This window comes from Azospirillum thermophilum, from assembly GCF_003130795.1.
Classification (GTDB): Bacteria; Pseudomonadota; Alphaproteobacteria; order Azospirillales; family Azospirillaceae; genus Azospirillum; species Azospirillum thermophilum.
Genome location: NZ_CP029358.1, coordinates 63,493 through 83,413, shown reverse-complemented (window position 1 = coordinate 83,413; position 19,921 = coordinate 63,493). Strand labels below are relative to the sequence as shown.

19 protein-coding genes are annotated in these 19,921 nt (G+C 68.9%); 16 read left to right on the top strand and 3 right to left on the bottom strand.

Annotation, left to right across the window (positions count from 1 at the left end; translation table 11 throughout):
- Positions 1-8: 8 nt before the first annotated feature.
- Complete coding sequence (locus DEW08_RS28150) at positions 9-3,566, bottom strand: PAS domain-containing hybrid sensor histidine kinase/response regulator (protein WP_109333646.1); 3,558 nt, start codon at positions 3,564-3,566, stop codon at positions 9-11.
- Positions 3,567-4,067: 501 nt separating this feature from the next.
- On the opposite strand from DEW08_RS28150, the gene DEW08_RS28145 reads away from it, so the two are divergent.
- From DEW08_RS28145 to DEW08_RS28130, 4 genes are all read left to right on the top strand, one after another.
- Positions 4,068-5,402 carry an MFS family transporter gene (locus DEW08_RS28145; protein ID WP_109334137.1) on the top strand — a complete coding sequence of 445 codons (1,335 nt, stop codon included), beginning with the start codon at positions 4,068-4,070 and terminating at the stop codon, positions 5,400-5,402.
- Between the two features lie 30 nt (positions 5,403-5,432).
- Positions 5,433-5,996, top strand: coding sequence for a hypothetical protein (locus DEW08_RS28140; protein ID WP_109333644.1), 564 nt, complete (start codon positions 5,433-5,435; stop codon positions 5,994-5,996).
- 91 nt (positions 5,997-6,087) lie between these two features.
- The gene (locus tag DEW08_RS28135; RefSeq protein ID WP_109333642.1) at positions 6,088-6,471 is read left to right on the top strand and encodes a bleomycin resistance protein; all 384 of its coding nucleotides are present in this window, start codon (positions 6,088-6,090) and stop codon (positions 6,469-6,471) included.
- A gap of 179 nt (positions 6,472-6,650) precedes the next feature.
- Positions 6,651-6,899: a hypothetical protein gene (locus tag DEW08_RS28130; RefSeq protein ID WP_109333640.1), complete on the top strand. Its 249-nt coding sequence runs from the start codon at positions 6,651-6,653 to the stop codon at positions 6,897-6,899.
- 60 nt (positions 6,900-6,959) lie between these two features.
- Here the strand turns inward: DEW08_RS28130 and DEW08_RS28125 are convergent, their stop codons facing one another.
- Positions 6,960-7,208: a hypothetical protein gene (locus tag DEW08_RS28125; RefSeq protein WP_109334135.1), complete on the bottom strand. Its 249-nt coding sequence runs from the start codon at positions 7,206-7,208 to the stop codon at positions 6,960-6,962.
- Between the two features lie 365 nt (positions 7,209-7,573).
- Positions 7,574-9,778, bottom strand: coding sequence for a hypothetical protein (locus tag DEW08_RS30870; RefSeq protein ID WP_146214781.1), 2,205 nt, complete (start codon positions 9,776-9,778; stop codon positions 7,574-7,576).
- Between the two features lie 399 nt (positions 9,779-10,177).
- On the opposite strand from DEW08_RS30870, the gene DEW08_RS28115 reads away from it, so the two are divergent.
- From DEW08_RS28115 to DEW08_RS28055, 12 genes are all read left to right on the top strand, one after another.
- A complete protein-coding gene (locus tag DEW08_RS28115; protein ID WP_109333636.1) occupies positions 10,178-11,401 on the top strand; it encodes a GlcNAc-transferase family protein in 1,224 nt (407 codons plus the stop codon).
- 147 nt (positions 11,402-11,548) lie between these two features.
- Positions 11,549-12,145: a Pvc16 family protein gene (locus tag DEW08_RS28110; RefSeq protein ID WP_109333634.1), complete on the top strand. Its 597-nt coding sequence runs from the start codon at positions 11,549-11,551 to the stop codon at positions 12,143-12,145.
- On the top strand, positions 12,142-13,419 hold the full coding sequence (locus DEW08_RS28105) for a hypothetical protein (RefSeq protein ID WP_109333632.1): 1,278 nt from the start codon (positions 12,142-12,144) through the stop codon (positions 13,417-13,419). The genes DEW08_RS28110 and DEW08_RS28105 overlap by 4 nt, the downstream gene beginning before the upstream one ends.
- 52 nt (positions 13,420-13,471) lie before the next feature.
- Positions 13,472-14,380, top strand: a complete 909-nt coding sequence (locus tag DEW08_RS31600) for a hypothetical protein (protein ID WP_181449497.1) — start codon at positions 13,472-13,474, stop codon at positions 14,378-14,380.
- The gene (locus DEW08_RS28090; protein ID WP_168220545.1) at positions 14,377-15,405 is read left to right on the top strand and encodes a phage tail sheath family protein; all 1,029 of its coding nucleotides are present in this window, start codon (positions 14,377-14,379) and stop codon (positions 15,403-15,405) included. The genes DEW08_RS31600 and DEW08_RS28090 overlap by 4 nt, the downstream gene beginning before the upstream one ends.
- 38 nt (positions 15,406-15,443) lie before the next feature.
- Positions 15,444-15,896: a phage tail protein gene (locus DEW08_RS28085; RefSeq protein WP_109333626.1), complete on the top strand. Its 453-nt coding sequence runs from the start codon at positions 15,444-15,446 to the stop codon at positions 15,894-15,896.
- Positions 15,896-16,426 carry a phage tail protein gene (locus DEW08_RS28080; RefSeq protein WP_109333624.1) on the top strand — a complete coding sequence of 177 codons (531 nt, stop codon included), beginning with the start codon at positions 15,896-15,898 and terminating at the stop codon, positions 16,424-16,426. Before DEW08_RS28085 ends, DEW08_RS28080 begins: the two co-directional genes overlap by 1 nt.
- A gap of 35 nt (positions 16,427-16,461) precedes the next feature.
- Positions 16,462-16,641, top strand: a complete 180-nt coding sequence (locus DEW08_RS28075) for a DUF5908 family protein (protein ID WP_109333622.1) — start codon at positions 16,462-16,464, stop codon at positions 16,639-16,641.
- A gap of 1 nt (position 16,642) precedes the next feature.
- Positions 16,643-17,338, top strand: a complete 696-nt coding sequence (locus tag DEW08_RS28070; RefSeq protein ID WP_109333620.1) for a LysM peptidoglycan-binding domain-containing protein — start codon at positions 16,643-16,645, stop codon at positions 17,336-17,338.
- The gene (gene vgrG, locus DEW08_RS28065; RefSeq protein WP_109333618.1) at positions 17,335-19,134 is read left to right on the top strand and encodes a type VI secretion system tip protein VgrG; all 1,800 of its coding nucleotides are present in this window, start codon (positions 17,335-17,337) and stop codon (positions 19,132-19,134) included. Before DEW08_RS28070 ends, vgrG begins: the two co-directional genes overlap by 4 nt.
- 25 nt (positions 19,135-19,159) lie before the next feature.
- A complete protein-coding gene (locus tag DEW08_RS28060; RefSeq protein WP_109333616.1) occupies positions 19,160-19,459 on the top strand; it encodes a PAAR domain-containing protein in 300 nt (99 codons plus the stop codon).
- 3 nt (positions 19,460-19,462) lie between these two features.
- Positions 19,463-19,921 carry a GPW/gp25 family protein gene (locus tag DEW08_RS28055; protein WP_109333614.1) on the top strand — a complete coding sequence of 153 codons (459 nt, stop codon included), beginning with the start codon at positions 19,463-19,465 and terminating at the stop codon, positions 19,919-19,921.

The window sequence follows — 19,921 nt, the reverse complement described above, 5'->3', positions numbered from 1 at the left end:
CGGTCCCTTCAGCGCACGGCGCTCGCCTGCAGCGCGGCCCCGTTCACGAACCGGCGCAGCGAGGCGGGCTTGACCGGCTTGTAGAGCAGGCCGCAGCCGGCCCGCTCCGCCTCCTCCCGCACCTGGTCGCTGCGGTCGGCGGTGATCAGCAGCGCGGGCACCGGCCGGCCCCACCGGCCGCGCAGCGTCTCCAGCAGGCCGAGGCCGCTCGGCCCCTCGCCGACATGGTAATCGACGCAGACCAGGTCCGGAACCCGCCCGTCGAGGGCGGCCAGCGCCCCTTCCGCGTCCCGGGCGGCGGCGACGCGGCAGCCCCACTGGCCGAGCAGCGCGCCCAGGCCCTGGAGGATGGCGTCCTCGTTGTCGAGGCACAGCACCAGCAGGCCGCCGGCGAGGCTGTCCGGCACGGCGCGGGCCGGACGGGCGATGCGGTCCGGCCGCCGCTCGGCCAGCGGCACCTCGACCGCGAAGCCGGTGCCCCGCCCGACGGTGGAGCGCAGCGAGATCGGGTGGCCCAGCAGGCCGGCGATGCGGTCGACGATGGCAAGGCCCAGCCCGAGGCCCCCGTCGGCCCCGCCGCCGGTCCCGGTGCCATCCCCGCCGCCGCGGCTGGCGGGGCCGAGGCGGCGGAACTCCTCGAACACCTCCTGCCGCTTGTCCTCCGGAATGCCGGGGCCGGTGTCCCACACTTCGATCCGCAGCGCCCCGCCGCTTCGCCGGCAGCCCAGCAGCACCCGTCCCCGCTCGGTGTAGCGCACGGCGTTCGACAGGAAGTTCTGCAGCACCCGCCGCAGCAGTTGCGGGTCGGACCGCACGGCGGCGCCGCAGCAGACCACCCGCAGCGTCAGTCCGCGCTCGCGCGCCAGGGCGGAGAATTCCACCGCCAGCCCCGACAGCAGCTCGTCGATGGGGAACTCCCGCACCGCGGCGCGGACGTTGCCGGCATCCAGCGACGAGATGTCGAGCAGCCCGCCCAGCAGCAGCTCGGTCGAGCGCAGCGCATTGGCGGCGTTCTCCACCATCGCCCGCTCGGCCGTCCGCTGATCCGGATCGGGCTGCGGGCTGCGCACGCTCTCCTCCAGGGCCGAGACGAACAGCCGCGCCGCGTTCAGCGGCTGCAGCAGGTCGTGGCTGGCGGCGGCGAGGAAGCGGGTCTTCGACAGGTTGGCCTGCTCGGCCTCCGCCTTGGCGCGCTGCAGCGCCTCGGTGCGCTCCCGCACGCGGCGCTCCAGCGTCTCGTTGGCCTCGCGCAGCGCCTCGGCGGCGCGGTAGCGTTCGGTCACGTCGGTGAAGGTGGAGACGTAGCCGCCCTCCGGCATGCGGTCGTAGACGATCTCCAGCACCGTGCCGTCGGGGCGGCGGCGTTCGTAGACGTAGGGCCAGCGCTGGCGGCTGGGGTCGCGGTTGGTGACCAGCGCCTTCAGGTCGCTCGCCGCATACTCGCCGCGGCGGGTGTTGAAGGTCACCACCTCGGTCAGCGGGGCGCCGACCCGCACCAGCTCGGCCGGCAGGTCCAGCAGTTCCAGGAAGCGGCGGTTCCAGGCGGCGAGGCGGAATTCGGAATCGAACACGCAGATGCCCTGGCCGACGCTCTCCAGCGTCGCCTCCAGAAGCTTGCGGTTGAAGTGCAGCGCCTCCGACGCCTCGTCCAGCATCGCCATGGCGGCGCCGCGCGACAGCGACCGGCCCTGCAGCGCCGCCGCCATCACCACCCGCGCCGACGCCGCCCCGATGGCGCCGGCGATCAGCCCCTCGGTGAAGCGCAGCGCGTCGAAATCGGCGGGGCCGCCGGCATGGCCGCCGCGGGCGGCGACATAGCCGTCCATCGCCGCGTTCCCCCGCTCCGCCCCGACGAAGCGCACGGCCAGCGCCCGCAGATCCTCCAGCCGGGTCACGGCGCGCGGCTGCGGCCGGCCCGCCTCCGCTCCGCCGGGCGGCCCGACGACGACGGCGAAGGCCTCCGCCTGCGCCCGCTCCACCGTGCTCGGCCGGGCGAGCAGGCTGCCGGCGAGGAAGGCCAGCAGGTTGGCGCCCAGGCTCCACAGCGTGGCGTGCGAGATGGGGTCGAGCCCCTCCAGCCCGAACAGCGCCTGCGGGCGCAGCCAGACGATGCCCCAGGGGCCCCGCTCCAGCAGCGCCGGCGGCACCGCCGCCACCTCGCCCAGCGAGGGCACCAGCAGCGTGTAGGTCCACAGCGCGAAGCCGGCGGCCAGCCCGGCCAGCACCCCCGTCCGGTTGGCCCGCGGCCAGAACAGCGCGCCGAAGAAGGCCGGGCCGAACTGCGCCACCGCGACGAAGGACAGCAGCCCGATCACCGTCAGCGGATAGTCGCGGTCCACCATCCGGTGCATCGCATAGGCGAGCAGCAGGATGCCGAACACCGCCAGCCGCCGCACCAGCAGCAGCGTCGCCACCATGTCGCGGCTGCCCGCCCGCGCGCCGAAGCGGGGATGGCGCAGCAGCAGCGGCATGACCACGTCGTTGCACACCATGGTGCTGAGCGCCACCGCCGCCACGATCACCATGCCGGTCGCCGCCGACAGCCCGCCGATGAAGGCCAGCAGGCTGACCCCGCCCTCCCCCGCCGCGATGGGCAGCGTGATCATGAAGGTGTCGGGGCTGACCGTCCCGCCGCCGAAGGTGACCAGCCCGGCCACCGCGATCGGCAGCATCAGCACGCTCAGCGCCAGCAGATAGCCGGGATAGAGCCAGACGGCGGAGCGGACATGGCGCGGGTTCTCGTTCTCCACCGCCAGGACGTGGAACTCGTGCGGCAGACAGAGGAAGGCGATGGTGGCGATCACCGTGTTGGACAGCCAGGACGGCTCCAGCGGGTCGAGCCGCAGCATCGGCGCCGCCTCCGCCCGGCCCATCAGGTCGGTGAAGCCGTCGAACATGCCCCAGACGATGAAGCCCGCCACCGCCAGGAAGCAGGCGAGCTTCACCAGCCCCTCGAAGGCGATGGCCAGCATCAGGCCGCGGTGATGCTCGGCGGCATGGATGTGGCGCACGCCGAACAGGATGGTGAAGACCGCCATCGACAGCGCCACCGCCAGCGCCGTGTCGCCCCAGGGCGGCGGCTCGCCGGCCGGCGCCGCGAACAGCGAGGGTGCGGTCAGCACGTCGAAGCTGGCCGCCACCGCCTTGAGCTGCAACGCGATGTAGGGCAGCACGCCGACCACCGCCGTCACCGTCACCAGCGCCGCCACCGACTGGCTCTTGCCGTAGCGGGCGCTGATGAAGTCGGCGATGGAGGTGACGTTCTGCGCCTTGGTGATGGCGATGGTCCGGGCGATCACCGCGCCGGAGGCCAGCGCCAGCAGCAGCGTCGGCCCGACATAGATGGCGGCGAAGTTCAGCCCGCTGGCCGTGGCGCGGCCGACCGACCCGTAGAAGCTCCAGGAGGTGTTGTAGACCGCCAGCGTCAGCGCATAGAAGACCGCCGCCCGCCGCGAGTCCGCGGGCAGCAGCGGCCGGTCCCCGGCCCGCCGGTCGCCCCACCAGGCGATGGCGAACAACACCCCGAGATAGGCCGCCGAAACGGCCAGAACCAGCCAGCTCTGCACCGGTGTCCACCCTCCAGCGCCGTCCCGCGGCGCCGGCCGAACGGTAGCGGATCCGACCGCGCGCCGCCAACCGTCGGCGCGGCAGTTGCCCAGGAAATAGGCAGCAATGAACCAAGGTAGGGGGCGCGCCGGCCACGGCATTCGCGATACCTCTTCAGCCAAGGGCGCGAACCCGGCCTCTCTCCCCCGCTGGCCGCGTCCCGCGGCATCCCCGCGGCAAAAGCGGGCGGACCGGCCGCACCTGCCGGACCGCCGGCCCGGGGATACGGAACCGGCCGGCGCCGCCATCCTCCTCTTCCGGCGGCGCCGGCCGCTTCACGCGCCGTGCGGCGCGGTTGGCCGTTTCACGCCTCCAGCCATGCCGTCCGCGCAACCCGGGACCCGGAACCCCACCGGGCTTGTCGGGTTCCTGTTTCCGTAAGCTTGCCTTCCGGCCGACCGCGGGGCGCGGATCGGGCCTATCACGGGAGAGACGGGACAATGGTGCAGACGCAGGCGGATATGCCGCTGTCGGCAGGGGCGGGGGAGACGGCGGCGGCCGCGGAGTCGGGGACCGACGTCCGGCGGAGGGTGCTGGCGATCGTCGGCGCCTCGTCGGGTAACCTGGTGGAATGGTATGACTTCTATGTCTATTCCTTCTGCGCCCTCTACTTCGCGCCGTCCTTCTTCCCGGCCGGCGACACCACCACGCAGCTCCTGAACACGGCGGGCGTCTTCGCCGCCGGATTCCTGATGCGGCCGATCGGCGGCTGGGTATTCGGCCGCATCGCCGACACGCGCGGGCGGCGGACGGCGATGATGATCTCGGTCTTCATGATGTGCGGCGGGTCGCTGGTGATCGCGCTGCTGCCGACCTACCAGACCATCGGGGCGGCGGCCCCCGTGCTGCTGCTGCTCGCCCGGCTGGCCCAGGGCCTGTCGGTCGGCGGCGAGTACGGCACCAGCGCCACCTACATGAGCGAGGTGGCGGTCAGCGGCCGGCGCGGCTTCTACGCCTCCTTCCAGTACGTCACGCTGATCGGCGGGCAGCTCCTCGCCCTGCTGGTGCTGGTGTCGCTGCAGTTCGCCCTGCCGGACGAGGCGTTGCGCGCCTGGGGCTGGCGGATTCCCTTCGCCCTCGGCGCGGTGGCGGCGCTGGTCGCCCTGTTCCTGCGCCGCTCGCTGGACGAGACGACGACGGCCGAGACCCGCGGCCACAAGGAGGCCGGGACCATGGCCGGCCTGATGCGGCACAAGCGCGCCCTGCTGACGGTGCTGGGCTTCACCGCCGGCGGTTCGCTGATCTTCTACACCTTCACCACCTACATGCAGAAATACCTGGTCAACACCGCCGGGATGGAGGCGCGGACCGCCAGCACGACGATGACGGCGGCGCTGTTCGTCTACATGCTGCTGCAGCCGCTGTTCGGCGCCCTGTCGGACCGCATCGGCCGCAAGCCCTCGATGATCGCCTTCGGCGGGCTCGCCACGCTCTGCACGGTGCCGCTGCTGCACGCCCTGCGCACGGTGCAGAGCCCGGCCATGGCCTTCGCGCTGGTGCTGGCGGCGCTGGCGGTGGTCAGCTTCTACACCTCGATCAGCGGCCTGGTGAAGGCGGAGCTGTTCCCGCCGGAGGTGCGGGCGCTGGGCGTCGGCCTGTCCTACGCCATCGCCAACGCCGTCTTCGGCGGCACGGCGGAATATGTGGCGCTGTGGATGAAGTCGGTGGGGAACGAGGAGATGTTCTTCTGGTACGTCACCGTGCTGTGCGGCATCGCCTTCCTGGTGTCGCTCGGCATGCCGGACCCGCGGCGGCACGGCCATCTGCGGGACGATCCCCGCCAGCAGTCCCGCTGACGGCTGGACACCAAAAAAGGCGACCCGATCATGCGTGCAAGCCCGACCCGCTCCCTCATTCTGCTCTGCATCGCCGGCGCCGCGCTCGCCGGCTGCGGAGCCGGGCGGGTGATCGCCCGCGACCCCACCCCCGCCTATTCGCCGGCCGAGGCCTCCTACGCCGCGTCGGGGCGCGACCTGCGGGTGACGGTGCAGGGCGACCCGTTCGGCGGCGACCGGCAGAGGCTGACCGCGGCGGTGGTCCAGGCGCTGCAGGGCACCATCATGGGGGTCGCCACCAACTTCACCGCGACGCCGGGCCCGACCGCCCGGCGCGACTATGGCGTGGCGGTGGTCTTCAACCCGACGACCCCGGTGCTGGGCAGCGAGATCTGCGGCGGCGTGCCGGTCCCGACGGCCCCGCCCTCCCCCGGCGCGCCGATGCGGGTGGAGGCCGCCTTCTGCCGCGGCGGCGCCCTGACCTCGTCCTTCGGCACGCTGGAGGGGGCGACGGGGCCGGACGACCCCGACTTCCGCGGCTTCATCGCCTCGCTGGGACGCTCCCTGTTCCCCCCGGCGCGCGTCGAGTCCTGCGGCGGCGTCCCTGACTGCTGAGCGACGCCCGTCCCTTTCGCGGGCTGGCGCCGCCCGCCGCTTTTCCGCATCATGCCGGCGCGAAGCGGTGGAAAATGCGGAGGCGGGCGGGATGGCGGTGCGGATGGAGCAGGTGGCCCCGGTGTTGCCGGTGCGGGACCTGCAGGCGGCGCTCGCCCACTACCGGCGTCTCGGCTTCGAGGCGAGCGCCTATGACGACACGGCCGCCGATCCCGACTACGGGTTCCTCTCCTGGGGCGGCGTGTCCCTGCATCTGGCGCGCGTTCCCGACCTCGACCCGGCGAGTTCGGTTTCGGCCTGTTATCTCTATGTCAGCGACGCCGACGCGCTGCATGCGGCATGGCTGGCGGCCGGCGCCGGTGGCCGCCTGACCGCGCCGGCCGACACGCCCTATGGCCTGCGCGAATTCGCCCACATCGACCCGGACGGCAACCTGCTGAGGCTCGGCGCGCCCCTGCCGCCGGACGGCCCCTGACTCCCGCGGCGACGGCGGGTCAAAGAAGGGGCATCGGGAGGGACGCCGGCGGGCGGCTATGGGAAAGCCTGCCGCGCGGGCCCATCTGTGTCATGATGGGTGGTCCCGGTACCGCCGGCGGTGTACAAGCGCCGTCCGGCGGGCCGGCTGCCCGCAACGGAAAACGGACGCCCGCCAGCATGAAGATCGACGCCTATCTGGGATTCCGTATCGGGGACGTGGTCCTCGACGGTGCGGAACTCACCGCCGGCACCGCAAAGATCAAGGAGATCCACCTTGTGCCCAGCGACTGGGCGCATGGCCTGACCGCCATCGCGGTGATGGAGAATGGCGCCGAGCGCTTCATCGTGCAGCTCAAGAAGGTCCATCCGACCGCCGAGCGCGCGGTGGAGAACAACATCCTGCCGCTTCGCCACGGCGCGCGCTGAGCGCGCCCCGGGTCCTGTGCGCGGCCGGCCCGGCCCGATCGCGGGGGCCGGCCGGGGGGATCAGTCGTAGGCCGGCAGCTTCGCCAGGAAGATTTCGCTGATCAGGCCGCGGAGCTGGCTGATGGGAAGCTGCTCCATCGCGACGCTGGCGGTCCGCGCATAGGTCTCGCAGATGTGCCAGACGACGTCCGGCTCGGTCATCAGGCGGCGCGCGAGGTCGGTTTCGTCGGCATTGGGAAGACCGGCGGCGGTCTTCTCGACGGCGAGCGTGGTCTGCACCATCGTGTTGGCCAGAGCATGCAGGTTCATGATCGACACCATCCGTTTGTACGTCTTGCGTACAGTTTCTATGCGATAGGCGGAGGCACTGCAATCCGTCTTATGACCTAGGGCCTGTCGCGGGTCGGGCGACCGAGACCAAAGGCGCAGGACAGACTGTCGCGCCGACTGCTTTCCGAAATGTAAACGTTCCCGGCCGCGAGACCCTTCCATCCGAATATCTTTCGGGAGGGGTTTGCCGTGCGGGGGTGCGGGGGGTGTCGATCGACTGATGTCCGCTCGTAGCGCATGTTGCTAAAGGACTTCGCACCCTGGCGGTCGGTCTATCGGCGGCCCGCCGCCTGCTCCGCCGCCTCACAACCTGGCCGCGCCTGCCCTGTTTCTCAATCGGCCTGCTAAAGCCCGATTGCCCTGGCGTACCGCAGCAGGGCCCAGAGCTGGTCACCGAGACCGCCACCGACATGGGCGAATATGTCCTGCTGCTGTTGCGCCTCGACATAGCCGGCGTTGATGACCTCCCCGCCGGCGTCCAGGATTCCGGCCGCCCGCATCGCTCCGGTCACTTGCTGGCGCAGGGCCAATGCCGCTCCCGGCGCCAGGCCGAGCGCGATCACCCTGGCGAATGCCTCATCTGGATGATCGCGGAACTCTTCGAACTCGGGGCTGTAGGTGCCATGGCCACCCGCCCACGCGATCCCCTCACCAGCGTGCACGACCAGATCGGCAAGATTGAGCGGATGCAGGGGAGCCTGCCAGGCCGGAGCTCCCGCCCCGCCGCTGCCGCGCGTCCGGCTCGTGCCGGCATTGCCGGTCGTGCCGCGATGGTCCTCCGAGACCGCACGCTCGGTCTGCTCCATCCGGTCCTGAGCGTCATTGCGGCCTGTGCCGCCTGTGCCGCCTGTGCCGCCTGTGCCGGCGGAGGATCGGCCGGTTCGCGACGTCACCAAACTCGGCCGCGGACGCCGTGTCCGATCCATGGCTCGTGCCGCGTCCCTGATCGCTGCCAACAGTCTGCTGTTGCCGAGCAGGGCTGCATTCACTGCACTCTGCAAACCGCCGCTTCGATGTTCGACCAGCACCCGCGGCCGGCCGGAGCTGGCGTCGCGCAGCGGCGGTTGAAGCTTCTCGGCGACGGCGCGGAATCCCTGCGCCGCATCCGGATTGTTCGGATCAAGGCTTTGGCCCTGCATGGTCGGAAAAGCACCATTGCGACGAATCTGGCCAGCCACGGTTCGGATATCGCCCAGGGAAAAGCGGGTTCCCCCGCCGACTGTCACGGCGTTTGCCACCTGGGTGCCGCGCCGCCCGGCGATTGCCTGCTCGTCGGGGACCGCCAAGCGCGAATCCGCGGCGATCAGCGATTCGATCGGAGTCTTGACCGTGACGCGCTCTCTGTTGCGTCCACGGGTCGAGGTATCGATTCGGTCACCGCCGGCAGCCGAAGTACGGGCGGCCAAGCGATCGACCAATCCTTGGGCGCTGGTCACTCCCGAGCCGTGCATGAACAGCAGGGCCTGCCGCGCCCTGCTGATGCGCGAAAAGGCATCGATCTCGATCGAGGTCGTGGCGTGCTGGGCAAGATCCTGCACCTGATTGGTCGAAAGCCGCGAAGAGGTCGTTGCGCAATGCATAAGGGCCTGAACGCGCGGGCTTCGCAGCGTCTCGCTTGGGGTCCAGGTCAGAACAGGCGCGACCTCTCGTGCAGGTGTCCCGCTCCGTCCCCGGGGTAGGGACGCAGACCGGAGTGGGGCTTGCGGAGTGCCGTGATGTCGCGACTCCTGCGGCGCTTGGAAGATCCCGATCGGAAAGGAGTGGATGGCTTCGCGCACCAAGCGGTTCAATTGCGGAGTGATAGCCGCGAATTCCAAAGGCGGGGTACGGAATTCGATCTGTACGCGCGTTCCGCCCTGTTCCTGGCGCGGGTCATCGACCAGCATTTGGAGAATCTCTCGCCCATTGACCGAACAGGTTGCCAATGTACGGTTGATCACCGGCTCGAGATCTTCGGGAGTTGTGTTTGGGACCAGGTAGGATCTGGCAATTTCGACCTCGAACCCGACCCGCGTGCGACTCTCGCTGGACATGGGGGGGATTTGGCCGGCAATTTCCGCCTGCTCCCCCCGACGCTCCACCAGCTGATCTTGCCGGTCAGGGCGCCCGTCCGTCTGGCCGGTCCGCCCCCGCCCTTCGGTGGTCGTGCCGGACCGCCCGAGGGGCGGGAGCCTGAAGGTCCGGCTACGGGGACCGGTGGTTTGCAGGCCCCGGTTCCCGTCGGTCTGTCGGCTATCGGTCAAGGCGGAAGAGACGGCCTCCCGCCCTGCCAAGGTCCGGGTCCGCGGTTGCGCGACCGGCGGCAGGCTGTCGCTGCGTGCCGCTCCACTCACGCGAACCAAGCGCTGCACCACCGCCTGTCCGTTGGCCTCGGCCGACACCGCGTGCAGTTGCGCGACCCGCGAGCTTCGATTGAATGCCTCTGCCAGCGCCGTCGTGTCGGCACGTGGCGGATGAACGGCCTGAGCCATGCCGCCGGTCGAATCCGCCGCCACGGACCGGAGCCCCTGCTCCTGATGGCGGGTGGTCGTTCGGGTGACTGACGACATCCGCTCTCTCCGGTCTCTGCCATTCTCATCGGTGTGACACGCTAACAGATTCCCATGCGCGTCGCCATAAGGGGACGCGAAATCAATGCGGCGGCCATGCTGGTCTTCGCACCCGCCACCGCACAAATTTCAGGAACCGTCCGGGCTCATGATGACTCGGAACGGGCAACCGCCCTCTCGTCGATGATACAGCGAGCATTTTGATTGGCGAGACCGCGGGAGTTTCGTTTTCATACTCCGGAAAATTGATGGAACACGACGTAATTTACTTATGAACACCTTCGTGTGGATTCCGATGACGTTGTGTGTCCTTGACCGCCATGATAAGCCTTGACGGCTGCTTCCCCCTGCGGCGGGCTCGGCCTCCACCGCTCCCGTTCCACACTCCGTGCCGGCCATATGACGATCTTCATTTCGATCGCCGCCTATCGTGACTCGGAACTGGCGCCCACCATCCGCGACTGCCTTGCGCAGGCGCGCGACCCCCTGGCGCTGCGCTTCGGCATTTGCTGGCAGCATGGCGACGACGAACAGCCGCTGCCCGAGTTTTCCGATCCGCGCTTCCGGGTGATCGCCGTCCCCTGGCGCGAGAGCGCCGGAGCCTGCTGGGCACGCGCCGAGATCATGAGGCTGTGGAACGGCGAGGACTTCTTCCTGCAGATCGACTCCCACCATCGCTTCGCGCCGCATTGGGACGCGGTGCTGCTGGCGCAGGCGGCGCTCTGCGGCACGTCCAAGCCGGTGCTGAGCACCTACGTGGCGGCCTACGACCCCATCGCCGGCGCGCGGCAGCCGGCCGAACCGATGCAGATGGAGTTCGACCGTTTCGACGAGGACGGGATTCCGCTGTTCCGCTCGCACGCGATCGCCCCGGCGGAGCGGGCGCGCGGCCCCCGGCGTGCCCGCTTCCTGTCCGGGCACTTCCTGTTCGCCCCGGGATCCTTCGTGCGCGACGTTCCTTACGACCCGTCGCTCTACTTCATCGGCGAGGAGATCACGCTGGCCATTCGGGCCTTCACCCACGGTTACGAGCTGTTCCACCCTTCGGAGCACGTGCTGTGGCACGAATACTCCCGACTCTACAGGACCAAGCATTGGGATGACCACGTGGCCGAGCGCGGCGTGCCGGAGCCCTGGCACCTTCGGGATCGGTCCAGCCGGACCAGGGTCTCGCGGTTCCTGTCGCAGCCGGACGTCGGCCCGTTCGGCTGCGGCACGGTCCGTTCCTTCGCCGGGTACGAGGCCTACGCCGGGCTGGATTTCCGGCAGCGCGTCGCGCACCCCGCCGCCCTGCGCGGAGAGGAACCCCCGCGGTGCCACCCGGCAAGCGAGTCGACGGCGGCGCGGCGGTGGGACCTGCGCATCGTTCTGAAGCGCGCCGACCTGCCCGCTGCGGCGCTGGCGGACCCGCAGTTCTGGTACGTCGGCTTCCACGACGATCACGGCGCGGAGATCCATCGCTCCGATGCGGACGGTCCGGAACTGCGCGCGCTGGTGGCGGGCGACTCGCCCGAGATCGTGATTTCACGAGGCTTCCTGTCGGCACGGCCACCGACGCGCTGGACCGTCTGGCCGGTCAGTCACTCGCAAGGCTGGCTCGACAAGCTGGTCGGCGCGCTGTGACCGTCCGCGGCGCCGGATGCTCGGCAACACACCCGCGCATGCCCCGGACGCCCTGAAATAGAGTCACATACCGTAGTATTTATTATTTAATGTTGAATATTGCTTTCGGTATTGACCAAAACCGATTGCATATGAGTAGATCATGACATGGATACGATTCGCCAAACGCTCAAGGTGATTCATCAGCTTATAAACGAATATCTTCGTAATATTGATGGGCGCAGCGACGACTGGGTCGCGCTCACCAATATTGTTGGTCACGACGGAAGCATAAACGATTCCGCAAAGGATAAGGTCGTGATGACGGTGTACAACATCACGAAAGAGACCGTGATCAGCACCTACACGCCTGCCAAGCCGGGCGGAGAGTCCTTCGCCATCGTCCAGCCGCCGATCTACATCGACGTCCATCTGATGTTCATGGCCAACTTCTCGGCCCAGACCTATTCCGACGGCCTCGGCGCGATCTCACGCGTGATCTCGTACTTCCAGCAGAACCCCTGGTTCAGTCAGGCCAACGCGCCCGACCTCGGGGCGGACATCGAGAAGATCACCATGGAACTCGAAAGCCTGGGTCCGGTCGAAGTCAACTACATCATGGGCATGCTGGGCACGAAGTACCTGCCGGCCGTGTTCTACAAGCTGCGCATGCTGCCCTTCGCCGCGCCGGCCATGCAGAGCCGGACCTACCCCGCCAAGGGCGGCTCCATCGCCGAATCCCCCGATGCGGCGGCCCGGCCATGAGCGGGGCGGCCGGTTCCAACCCGCACAGATCCTTCCGGTACACACCGGGCAGCAGCGCGAATACCTTCGAACGGCTGTTCAGCGTGGTGGTGACGCACACCTATTACACGCAGGAGGCCGGCCTTTGCCGCGACCTCTGCTTCGCGCCGGATGGCGCGACGGCAAAACTGATGACGTCGCTCGGACTGCTGTTCAAGGCGGAACGAACGGGCTTCAGCGTCCTCGTTCAGCGGTCCGCCGTCGCCGGCCTGGCCGACTACCTGCGCCGTCAGGCGCGGGACGGCGCGGGGCTGCCCGAATACTGGTCCCGACTGACCTTCCTGATGACCATGGACAACCCGCTGTTCATCGGGATCACGGCACTGCCGATCGACACCAAGCCGACCGCGGTCAATCTCTACGGCAACAACATGAGCGCGCACGTCGAAGGCGAAACGGCCGTCCTGCCGCCGGGCTCCTTCATGGACGCCGGCGCGCTCTACCCGGTGGTCGGAGCCGAGCTGTCGCTGACGGTTCCGCCCGATGCCCGCATCGTCACGCTCGCCGACATTTCCGGAACCATCGTCCACCGCTATCGAATCGGCCACAGAGGCGGAACCGGCGACCGCCAGATCACCATCGACCTTGGCCAGTTCACGCACGGCTTCTACACGATCGACATCCGGGGGGCCCTTCATCAGCCGGTCCGGACCGGCGACTATCCGCGCTCCGTGCTGTATGTGCCGACGCGTCCGCTGACCATGGGCGTCCTGGACTTCCTCTTCACCCGGCCGACGCCGGAGGCGGGCGGCGTCTATCCGCTGCCGCCGCTGACCGGTTCCGGGCCGGTCACCCTGCCGGCGAAACCGCCGGTCTACCGCCTGCCGTTCGACGCGCGGTCGACCTACTGGCAGTATTACGTCGTGTCGCAGGATCCCGCCGGCGACCTCGAGCACCTGAGCATCAAGGACATGACCGCCGTCGGGAAGGGCACGAGCTTCCGGCAGCACAGCCACCCGGTCCGGCTGCCCGACGGCGCATCGGCGATCCTGTTCGAGGCGCAGGATGCGCTGCCCCTGCGCCAGAAATCGCCGCAGAAGTTCCGCCTGACCGGCCAGCGGCGCGATTCGAATCATCACGTGAACGACATCCTGGTCAGCCGGCTGCCGGTCGCCCCGCCGTCACCGGTCTGGCCGGCACCGGACACCGGCCAATCCGGCGGCTCCCTGTCCGACGGTCAGGTCTCCCGCAGCCCGGCCACAGACGGCCTGTCGGAAATTTTCGTCTACGTCTGAACCGGCGGCCAAGGCCGCCTCCTCAAGCTCCAGCGCGGAAGGATAAGGCGCCATGGCAGTGACCACCCTTCAGAAGAACCGCAAGACACCGGGTGTCTACGTTACAGAATTCACCTCCTTCCCGCCGAGTATCGTCGGGGTGGCGACGGCGGTGCCGATCTTCATCGGCTATACCGAGACGGCCGTGGATCCGTCCAGCAAGAAGCAGGTCTTCATGCAGGCGATCCAGCTCAATTCCATGGCGGACTACCGCAGTTACTTCGGCAAGGGCTACAACACACAGTACATCGTCAGCGACCTGACGTCGGCTCCGACACCGACACCGACGCCCACCCCCACCCCGACACCGACGCCGACACCCACCCCGACGCCGACGCCGACGCCCCCGGCGGCGGGCACCGACTACGACTTCGAAGCGCCCAGTTCAACCGGCACGACCGTCGGGAGCCAGACCATCGCGGCGTCGAAATACCTGGTGGGGGTCAGGGGAAACAGCGGCACCATCGTTCCGCGCTTCAACCTCTACATGGCGATGCAGTTGTTCTTCGCGAACGGCGGCGGCTCCTGCTTCGTCATCTCGGTCAACAACTACTGGGGCAAGCAAAGCGTCGAGCCGACGCCGAACGATACGGCGACCACGATTTCCAAGCAGGATCTGCTGAACGGCCTGACTGTCGCCCAGGACACGCGCGGGGCGACGATGCTGGTGATCCCCGACGCCTGCCTGCTGCCCGACACCGACTATGGCGCCGTCGCCGTCGAGATGCTCCGCCAGTCGAGCACCCTGCAGGACCGTGTCGCGATCCTCGACATGCCGGGCGCCGTCAATCCGGCGACCTGGAGCAAGAACGCCATGGCCCTTCAGGCCGACGCGTTCTACACGGCGATCGCGCCGGCCCAGCCCTATATCAGCTATGGCGCCGCCTACGGCCCGGCCGTCGAGTCCTCGGTACTGGGGTGAGCGACGTCGACTACACCAACCTGCAGGGATCCGCCAGCAGCTCGCTGGTGATGAACAACCTGCTGACCACGCAGGCCCTCGACCTTTACGCCACCAAGAACCCCAACGGGACGTTCGCCCCGACCGACACCTTCAACAAGGTGACGATGCGGATCGCGGCGGCGTTCCCGGCGGGAACCCCCACCCCCACTCCGACCCCCACTCCGACGCCGGCGCCGACGGACAACCCCGAACCCACGCCGACGCCGACCCCCACTCCCACTCCCACTCCCCCGGTCTCGGGAACGTCGACGCGCACCGGCGTGGTGAGCGGATACCTGGTGTCCCTGCCGGACCCGAGCGTGCCGACGCCGGCCACGCCGGAGGGCGTCGCCTCCCTCGAGCAGTATCTGCTCAACGCCGTGCCGCTGCTCGGGCAGGTGCAGCAGATCCTGGTGAGCAAGCTGAACGTGGCGCCGCCCAGCGGCATCATGGCCGGCATCTGGACGCAGAACGACGCGACGCGCGGCGTCTGGAACGCCCCGGCGAACCTCGTGCTCAACGAGGTCATCGCGCCGAAGGTGCTGCTGACCGACGCCGAGCAGGGCGACTACAACGTGCCGCTGAACGGCCACGCCATCGACATCCTGCGCGCCATGGTCAACCGCGGCACGGTGGTGTGGGGGGCCCGGACACTGGACGGCAACAGCCTGGACTACCGCTACATCCAGGTGCGGCGCACGCTGATCTACATCGAACAGTCGATCAAGGAGACGCTGGCCGGGTTCGTCTTCGCGCCCAACGACGCCGGCACCTGGGCGACCGTGACCGCGACCATCTCGAACTTCCTGACGCAGTTCTGGCAGGCCGGCGGGCTGATGGGCGACAAGGCGAGCGACGCCTTCACCGTCCAGTGCGGCGTTCCCAACACCATGACCGGCCTCGACGTGCTCAACGGCTACATGATCGTCAACGTGTCCGTCCAGCTCATCCATCCGGCCGAGTTCATCGAGCTGACCTTCACCCAGACGATGCAGGGCGTGTGATCGCCGCGGCACAAGGCATTCCGATTTAGGAGACGACGATGGCAGGCGAAAAGCAGAACTCCACTTGGCCGTTGCCAAAATTCTACTTCTCGGTCACCGGCCTGCCGGGCGGCCCGGTCAGCTTCCAGGAGGTGACCGGGCTGGAGACCGAAGTGACGCCGATCGAGTATCGGCACGGCGACAGCAAGAGCTTCTACCCGATCAAGATGCCCGGCCTCGGCAAGGTCGGCAACGTGACGATGCGCAAGGGCATCTTCGTCAACGATGCGTCGCTGTGGAACTGGTTCAACCAGATCAAGATGAACACCATCGCCCGTGTCACGGTGGTGGTGAACCTGCTGGACGAGACCGGCGCGCCGAAGATGGTCTGGACCCTCAACAACGCCTTTCCGATCAAGGTCACCGGCACCGACCTGAAATCGGAGGGCAACGAGGTGGCGGTGGAGAGCGTCGACATCGCCTTCGAAACCATGACCGTCTCGGCTCCGTAATGGGCGTCGACGTCTACTGCCCGCCGCCGGGGTTCTCCTTCAGCGTCTCGGTGGCGGGTTCCGGTGCGTCCCTGCAGTCGGCGAGCGCGGTCGACGGCAGCTTCCAGGAGGTTTCCGGCCTGGACGCCACGGTCGAGACCGAGACGGTGACCGAAGGCGGCGAGAACCGTTTCGTCCACCGGCTGCCGGGTGTCACCAGATACCCGAACCTCGTGCTGCGTCGCGGTTACGTGACGCAGCCGTCGTTTCTGTCCGAATGGGCGGCCCAGACGGTCGGCTCGACGCTGAACCAGGCGATCCTGACGCAGACGCTGGTGGTGATGCTGCTCGGCGCCGACCGGGCTCCGCTGGTCGCCTGGAACGTGGCGCAGGCCTGGCCGGTGCGCTGGGTGACCGGCCCGTTCGATTCGATGAAGAACGAGTACCTGACCGAGGTGCTCGAGTTCTCCTACGCCTACGTCACGCGCATGCCGAAGAACGAGGCCGCCAGCATGGTCGGGCGGGTCTCCTCCCTGATCGGCGGCAGGTGAGCGGGGCGGTACCGGTCCGACTGGAGGAGTGCAGCATGTCCCTGGAGATCAGCGAGATCGGCGTCCGCATCGTGGTTCAGGACGTCTCGGGCGGCGTCAGCGGCACCGGCGCCGGTGCGCCGCCCGGCGCGCTGGCCCCGGCGGAGAAGGCGCAGATCGTCGATCTGTGCGTGCGGGAGGTGCTGCGCACCTTGCAGATGAACGAGGCGCGCTGAGATGCCCGGCAGCCTGGAACGGTTGGTCGTCACCGCCTACAGGGACTCCAACTACAACACGCCGGTCGGCAAGCCCTTCACCGCCTGGATCAACCCTGGCACCTACAAGCACGACTACTCGATCCTCTACACCGACCGTCAGGCGCCCGGCGCTCCCGGTCCGTCGCCCGAGTTCAACCGGGTCGGGCCGGAAAGCATCTCGTTCGAACTGGTCTTCGACACCACCGGCGTGATCCCGCCGCCGGTTCCGGGCACGCCGCTGCCGTCCGACGGCGTCGCCGGGCTGATCAACCGGTTCCGGGCCCTGGTCGGAACGACCAACGGCTCGACGCACCGGCCGAACTACGCCAAGGTCTCCTGGGCGCAGCTCCAGTTCCAGGGCGTGCTGAGCCAGATGAACACCGTCTATTCGCTGTTCAAGCCCGACGGCACCCCGATCCGCGCCAAGATGTCGGTGACCTTCCTGGCCTTCACCAACGAGGTGCAGCTCGCAAAGAAGGCGAAGTTGGAGTCACCCGACATGACCCATCTGGTCACCGTGGTCGCCGGCGACACGCTGCCGCTGCTGTGCCATCGGATCTACGGCGACAGCCGCTACTACATCAGCGTCGCGGCCTACAACGACCTGCCCGATTTCCGCCGGCTGCAGCCTGGCACGCAGATCCTGTTCCCACCACTCGCCGGACCCGCCGCATGACCGCCCCCTCCCCCGTGCAACTGGCCGGCGCGCTCGTATCCTGGACGATCACCGCCGGAGGCAAGCCGCTGGACAGCTCCTTCCAGGTGGTGTCGATCGACGTGTGGGCCGACGTGAACAAGCTGCCCAAGGCGCGGCTGGTCATTTCCGACGGCGATCCCGCGGCGCAGACCTTCCCGATCAGCGAGTCGGAGGCGCTCATCCCCGGTGCCGCGCTGGAGATCTCGCTGGGCTACGACCAGGACGTGGCGCTGGTCTTCTCCGGCATCGTCTACCGGCAGGGGCTGGAGGTGACGCAGAACGGCTCGTCCCGGCTGGTGGTCGAGGCGACCGACAAGGCGATGGCCATGACGCTGGCCCGGCGCAACGCAGTCTTCGAGCGGGTGACGGACAGCCAGCTGATCCAGACGCTGATCGGCCAGTCCGGCCTGACCGCCAAGGTCAGCGCGACCGGCACGGTGCAGCCGGTCATCGTGCAGTACTACTGCTCGGACTGGGACCTGATGCTGACGCGCGCGCAGCTCAACGGCATGGTGGTGAGCGCCGCGGGGGGCACCGTGACGGTGGCCGCCCCCGACACCGCCAAGGCACCGGTGCTGACGCTGGCCTACGGCGAGTCCATCCTGGATTTCCGCGCCGAGATGGACGCCTCCACCCCGTATACCGCCTCGGCGATCAAGAGCTTCTCCTGGGATCCGGCGACGCAGCAGGTCGCCGCGTCGGGCCAGGCGAGCGCCGACGTGACGACGCCCGGCAACCTGTCCTCCGACCAGCTCGCGAAGGTCTTCGGCATCGGCCGGTACACGCAGCAGTCCGCGGGCACGCTGCAGCAGGCCGACCTCACCGAATGGTCCTCGGCGGAGCTGCTGAAGGCGCGGCTCAGCAAAATCCGCGGCAGCGTGCGCTTCCAGGGCAGCGCGCTGGTTACGCCCGGCGCCATGGTGACGCTGGCCGGGCTGGGCGACCGCTTCAACGGCAACGGCTACGTTTCCGGCCTGCACCACCGGGTGGCGGACGGGCTGTGGCTGACCAGCGTCGAGCTCGGCCTGTCGCCGCTGTGGTTCGCCGCCACCGCGCCGCAGCTCGCCGCCCCCGGCGCCTCCGGCCAGCTTCCGCCGGTCTCCAACCTGCAGACCGGCCTGGTGCTGAAGACCTCCGGCGACCCCGACGGCGAGTTCCGCGTGCAGGTGCAGCTGCCGCTGCTGCAGGCGGGCGCCTCCGGCGTCTGGGCCCGGCTGGGCAGCTTCTACGCGTCGAACGGCATCGGCGCCGAGTTCTACCCCGAGGTGGGCGACGAGGTGGTGGTCGCCTTCATGAACGGCGACCCGCGCTTCCCGGTCATCGTCGGCAGCCTCTACAGCAAGAAGAACCCGCCGCCCGTGACGCCGGACGCCAAGAACAACCAGAAGAGCATCGTCACCCGTTCGAAGCTGCGCATCGACTTCTTCGAGGAGACCAAGGCGGTGGCGATCACCACGCCCGGCGGCCACAGCGTCCGGCTGGACGACGACGCCAAGACGATCACGGTGAAGGACCTGAACGGCAACTCGGTCACCCTGGCGCCGGGCGGCATCACCGCCAGCAGCGCCGCCGACATGACGCTGACGGCCAAGGGCAACATCGCGGTCACGGCGCAGGGCAACCTGTCGCTGAAGGCCAACGCCAACGTGTCCGTCTCCGGACTGCAGATCAAGGCCGACGCCGACACCACCTTCGCCGCGCAGGGTTCGGCCGAGGCCAAGCTGACCTCGGCCGCCATGGTCCAGATCCAGGGCGCCCTGGTGAAGATCAACTGAGCGCCGACCAACGGAGGTTCCCGGCATGCCGCCCGCCGCCCGCCTGTCCGACATGCACAGCTGCCCGATGCAGACGCCGGGCGTGCCGCCCATTCCACATGTCGGCGGTCCCGTCACCGGTCCCGGAACGCCCACCGTGCTGATCGGCGGCATGCCCGCCGCCTGCGTCGGCGACCTGTGCGTCTGCGTCGGCCCGCCCGACACCATCGTCAAGGGCTCGGCCACCGTGCTGATCGGCGGCCGGCCGGCGGCGCGCGTGGGCGACAGCACGGCGCACGGCGGCACAGTCGTGCTCGGCTGTCCCACCGTGCTGATCGGAGGATGAGGCATGGCCGACGACACCGGGGCCGACGACACCGGGGCCGGCGGCGCGGAGCCGGACTTCCTCGGGACCGGCTGGAGCTTCCCGCCGATCTTCAACCGGCACAGCGCCACGGTCGTGATGAGCAGCGACGTGCGGAACATCAAGGAATGCCTGTGGGTGCTGCTGTCCACCAGCCTGGGCGAGCGGATCATGCTCGCCACCTACGGCACCAACCTGCGCTACCGGGTGTTCGACAGCCTCACCGAAACGCTGATCAACGAGATCAAGTCGGACCTGACGAAGGCGATCATCGACTGGGAGCCGCGCATCGACGTCCGCTCGATCTCGGTGCAGGAGGAGGCGCCGCTGGAGGGCCGCGTCGCCATCCTCATCGATTTCGTGGTCCGCAGCACCAACGTGCGCAGCAACCTGGTCTATCCCTTCTACCTGACCGAGGCGACGCTGCCGCCACCGGATCTGTGA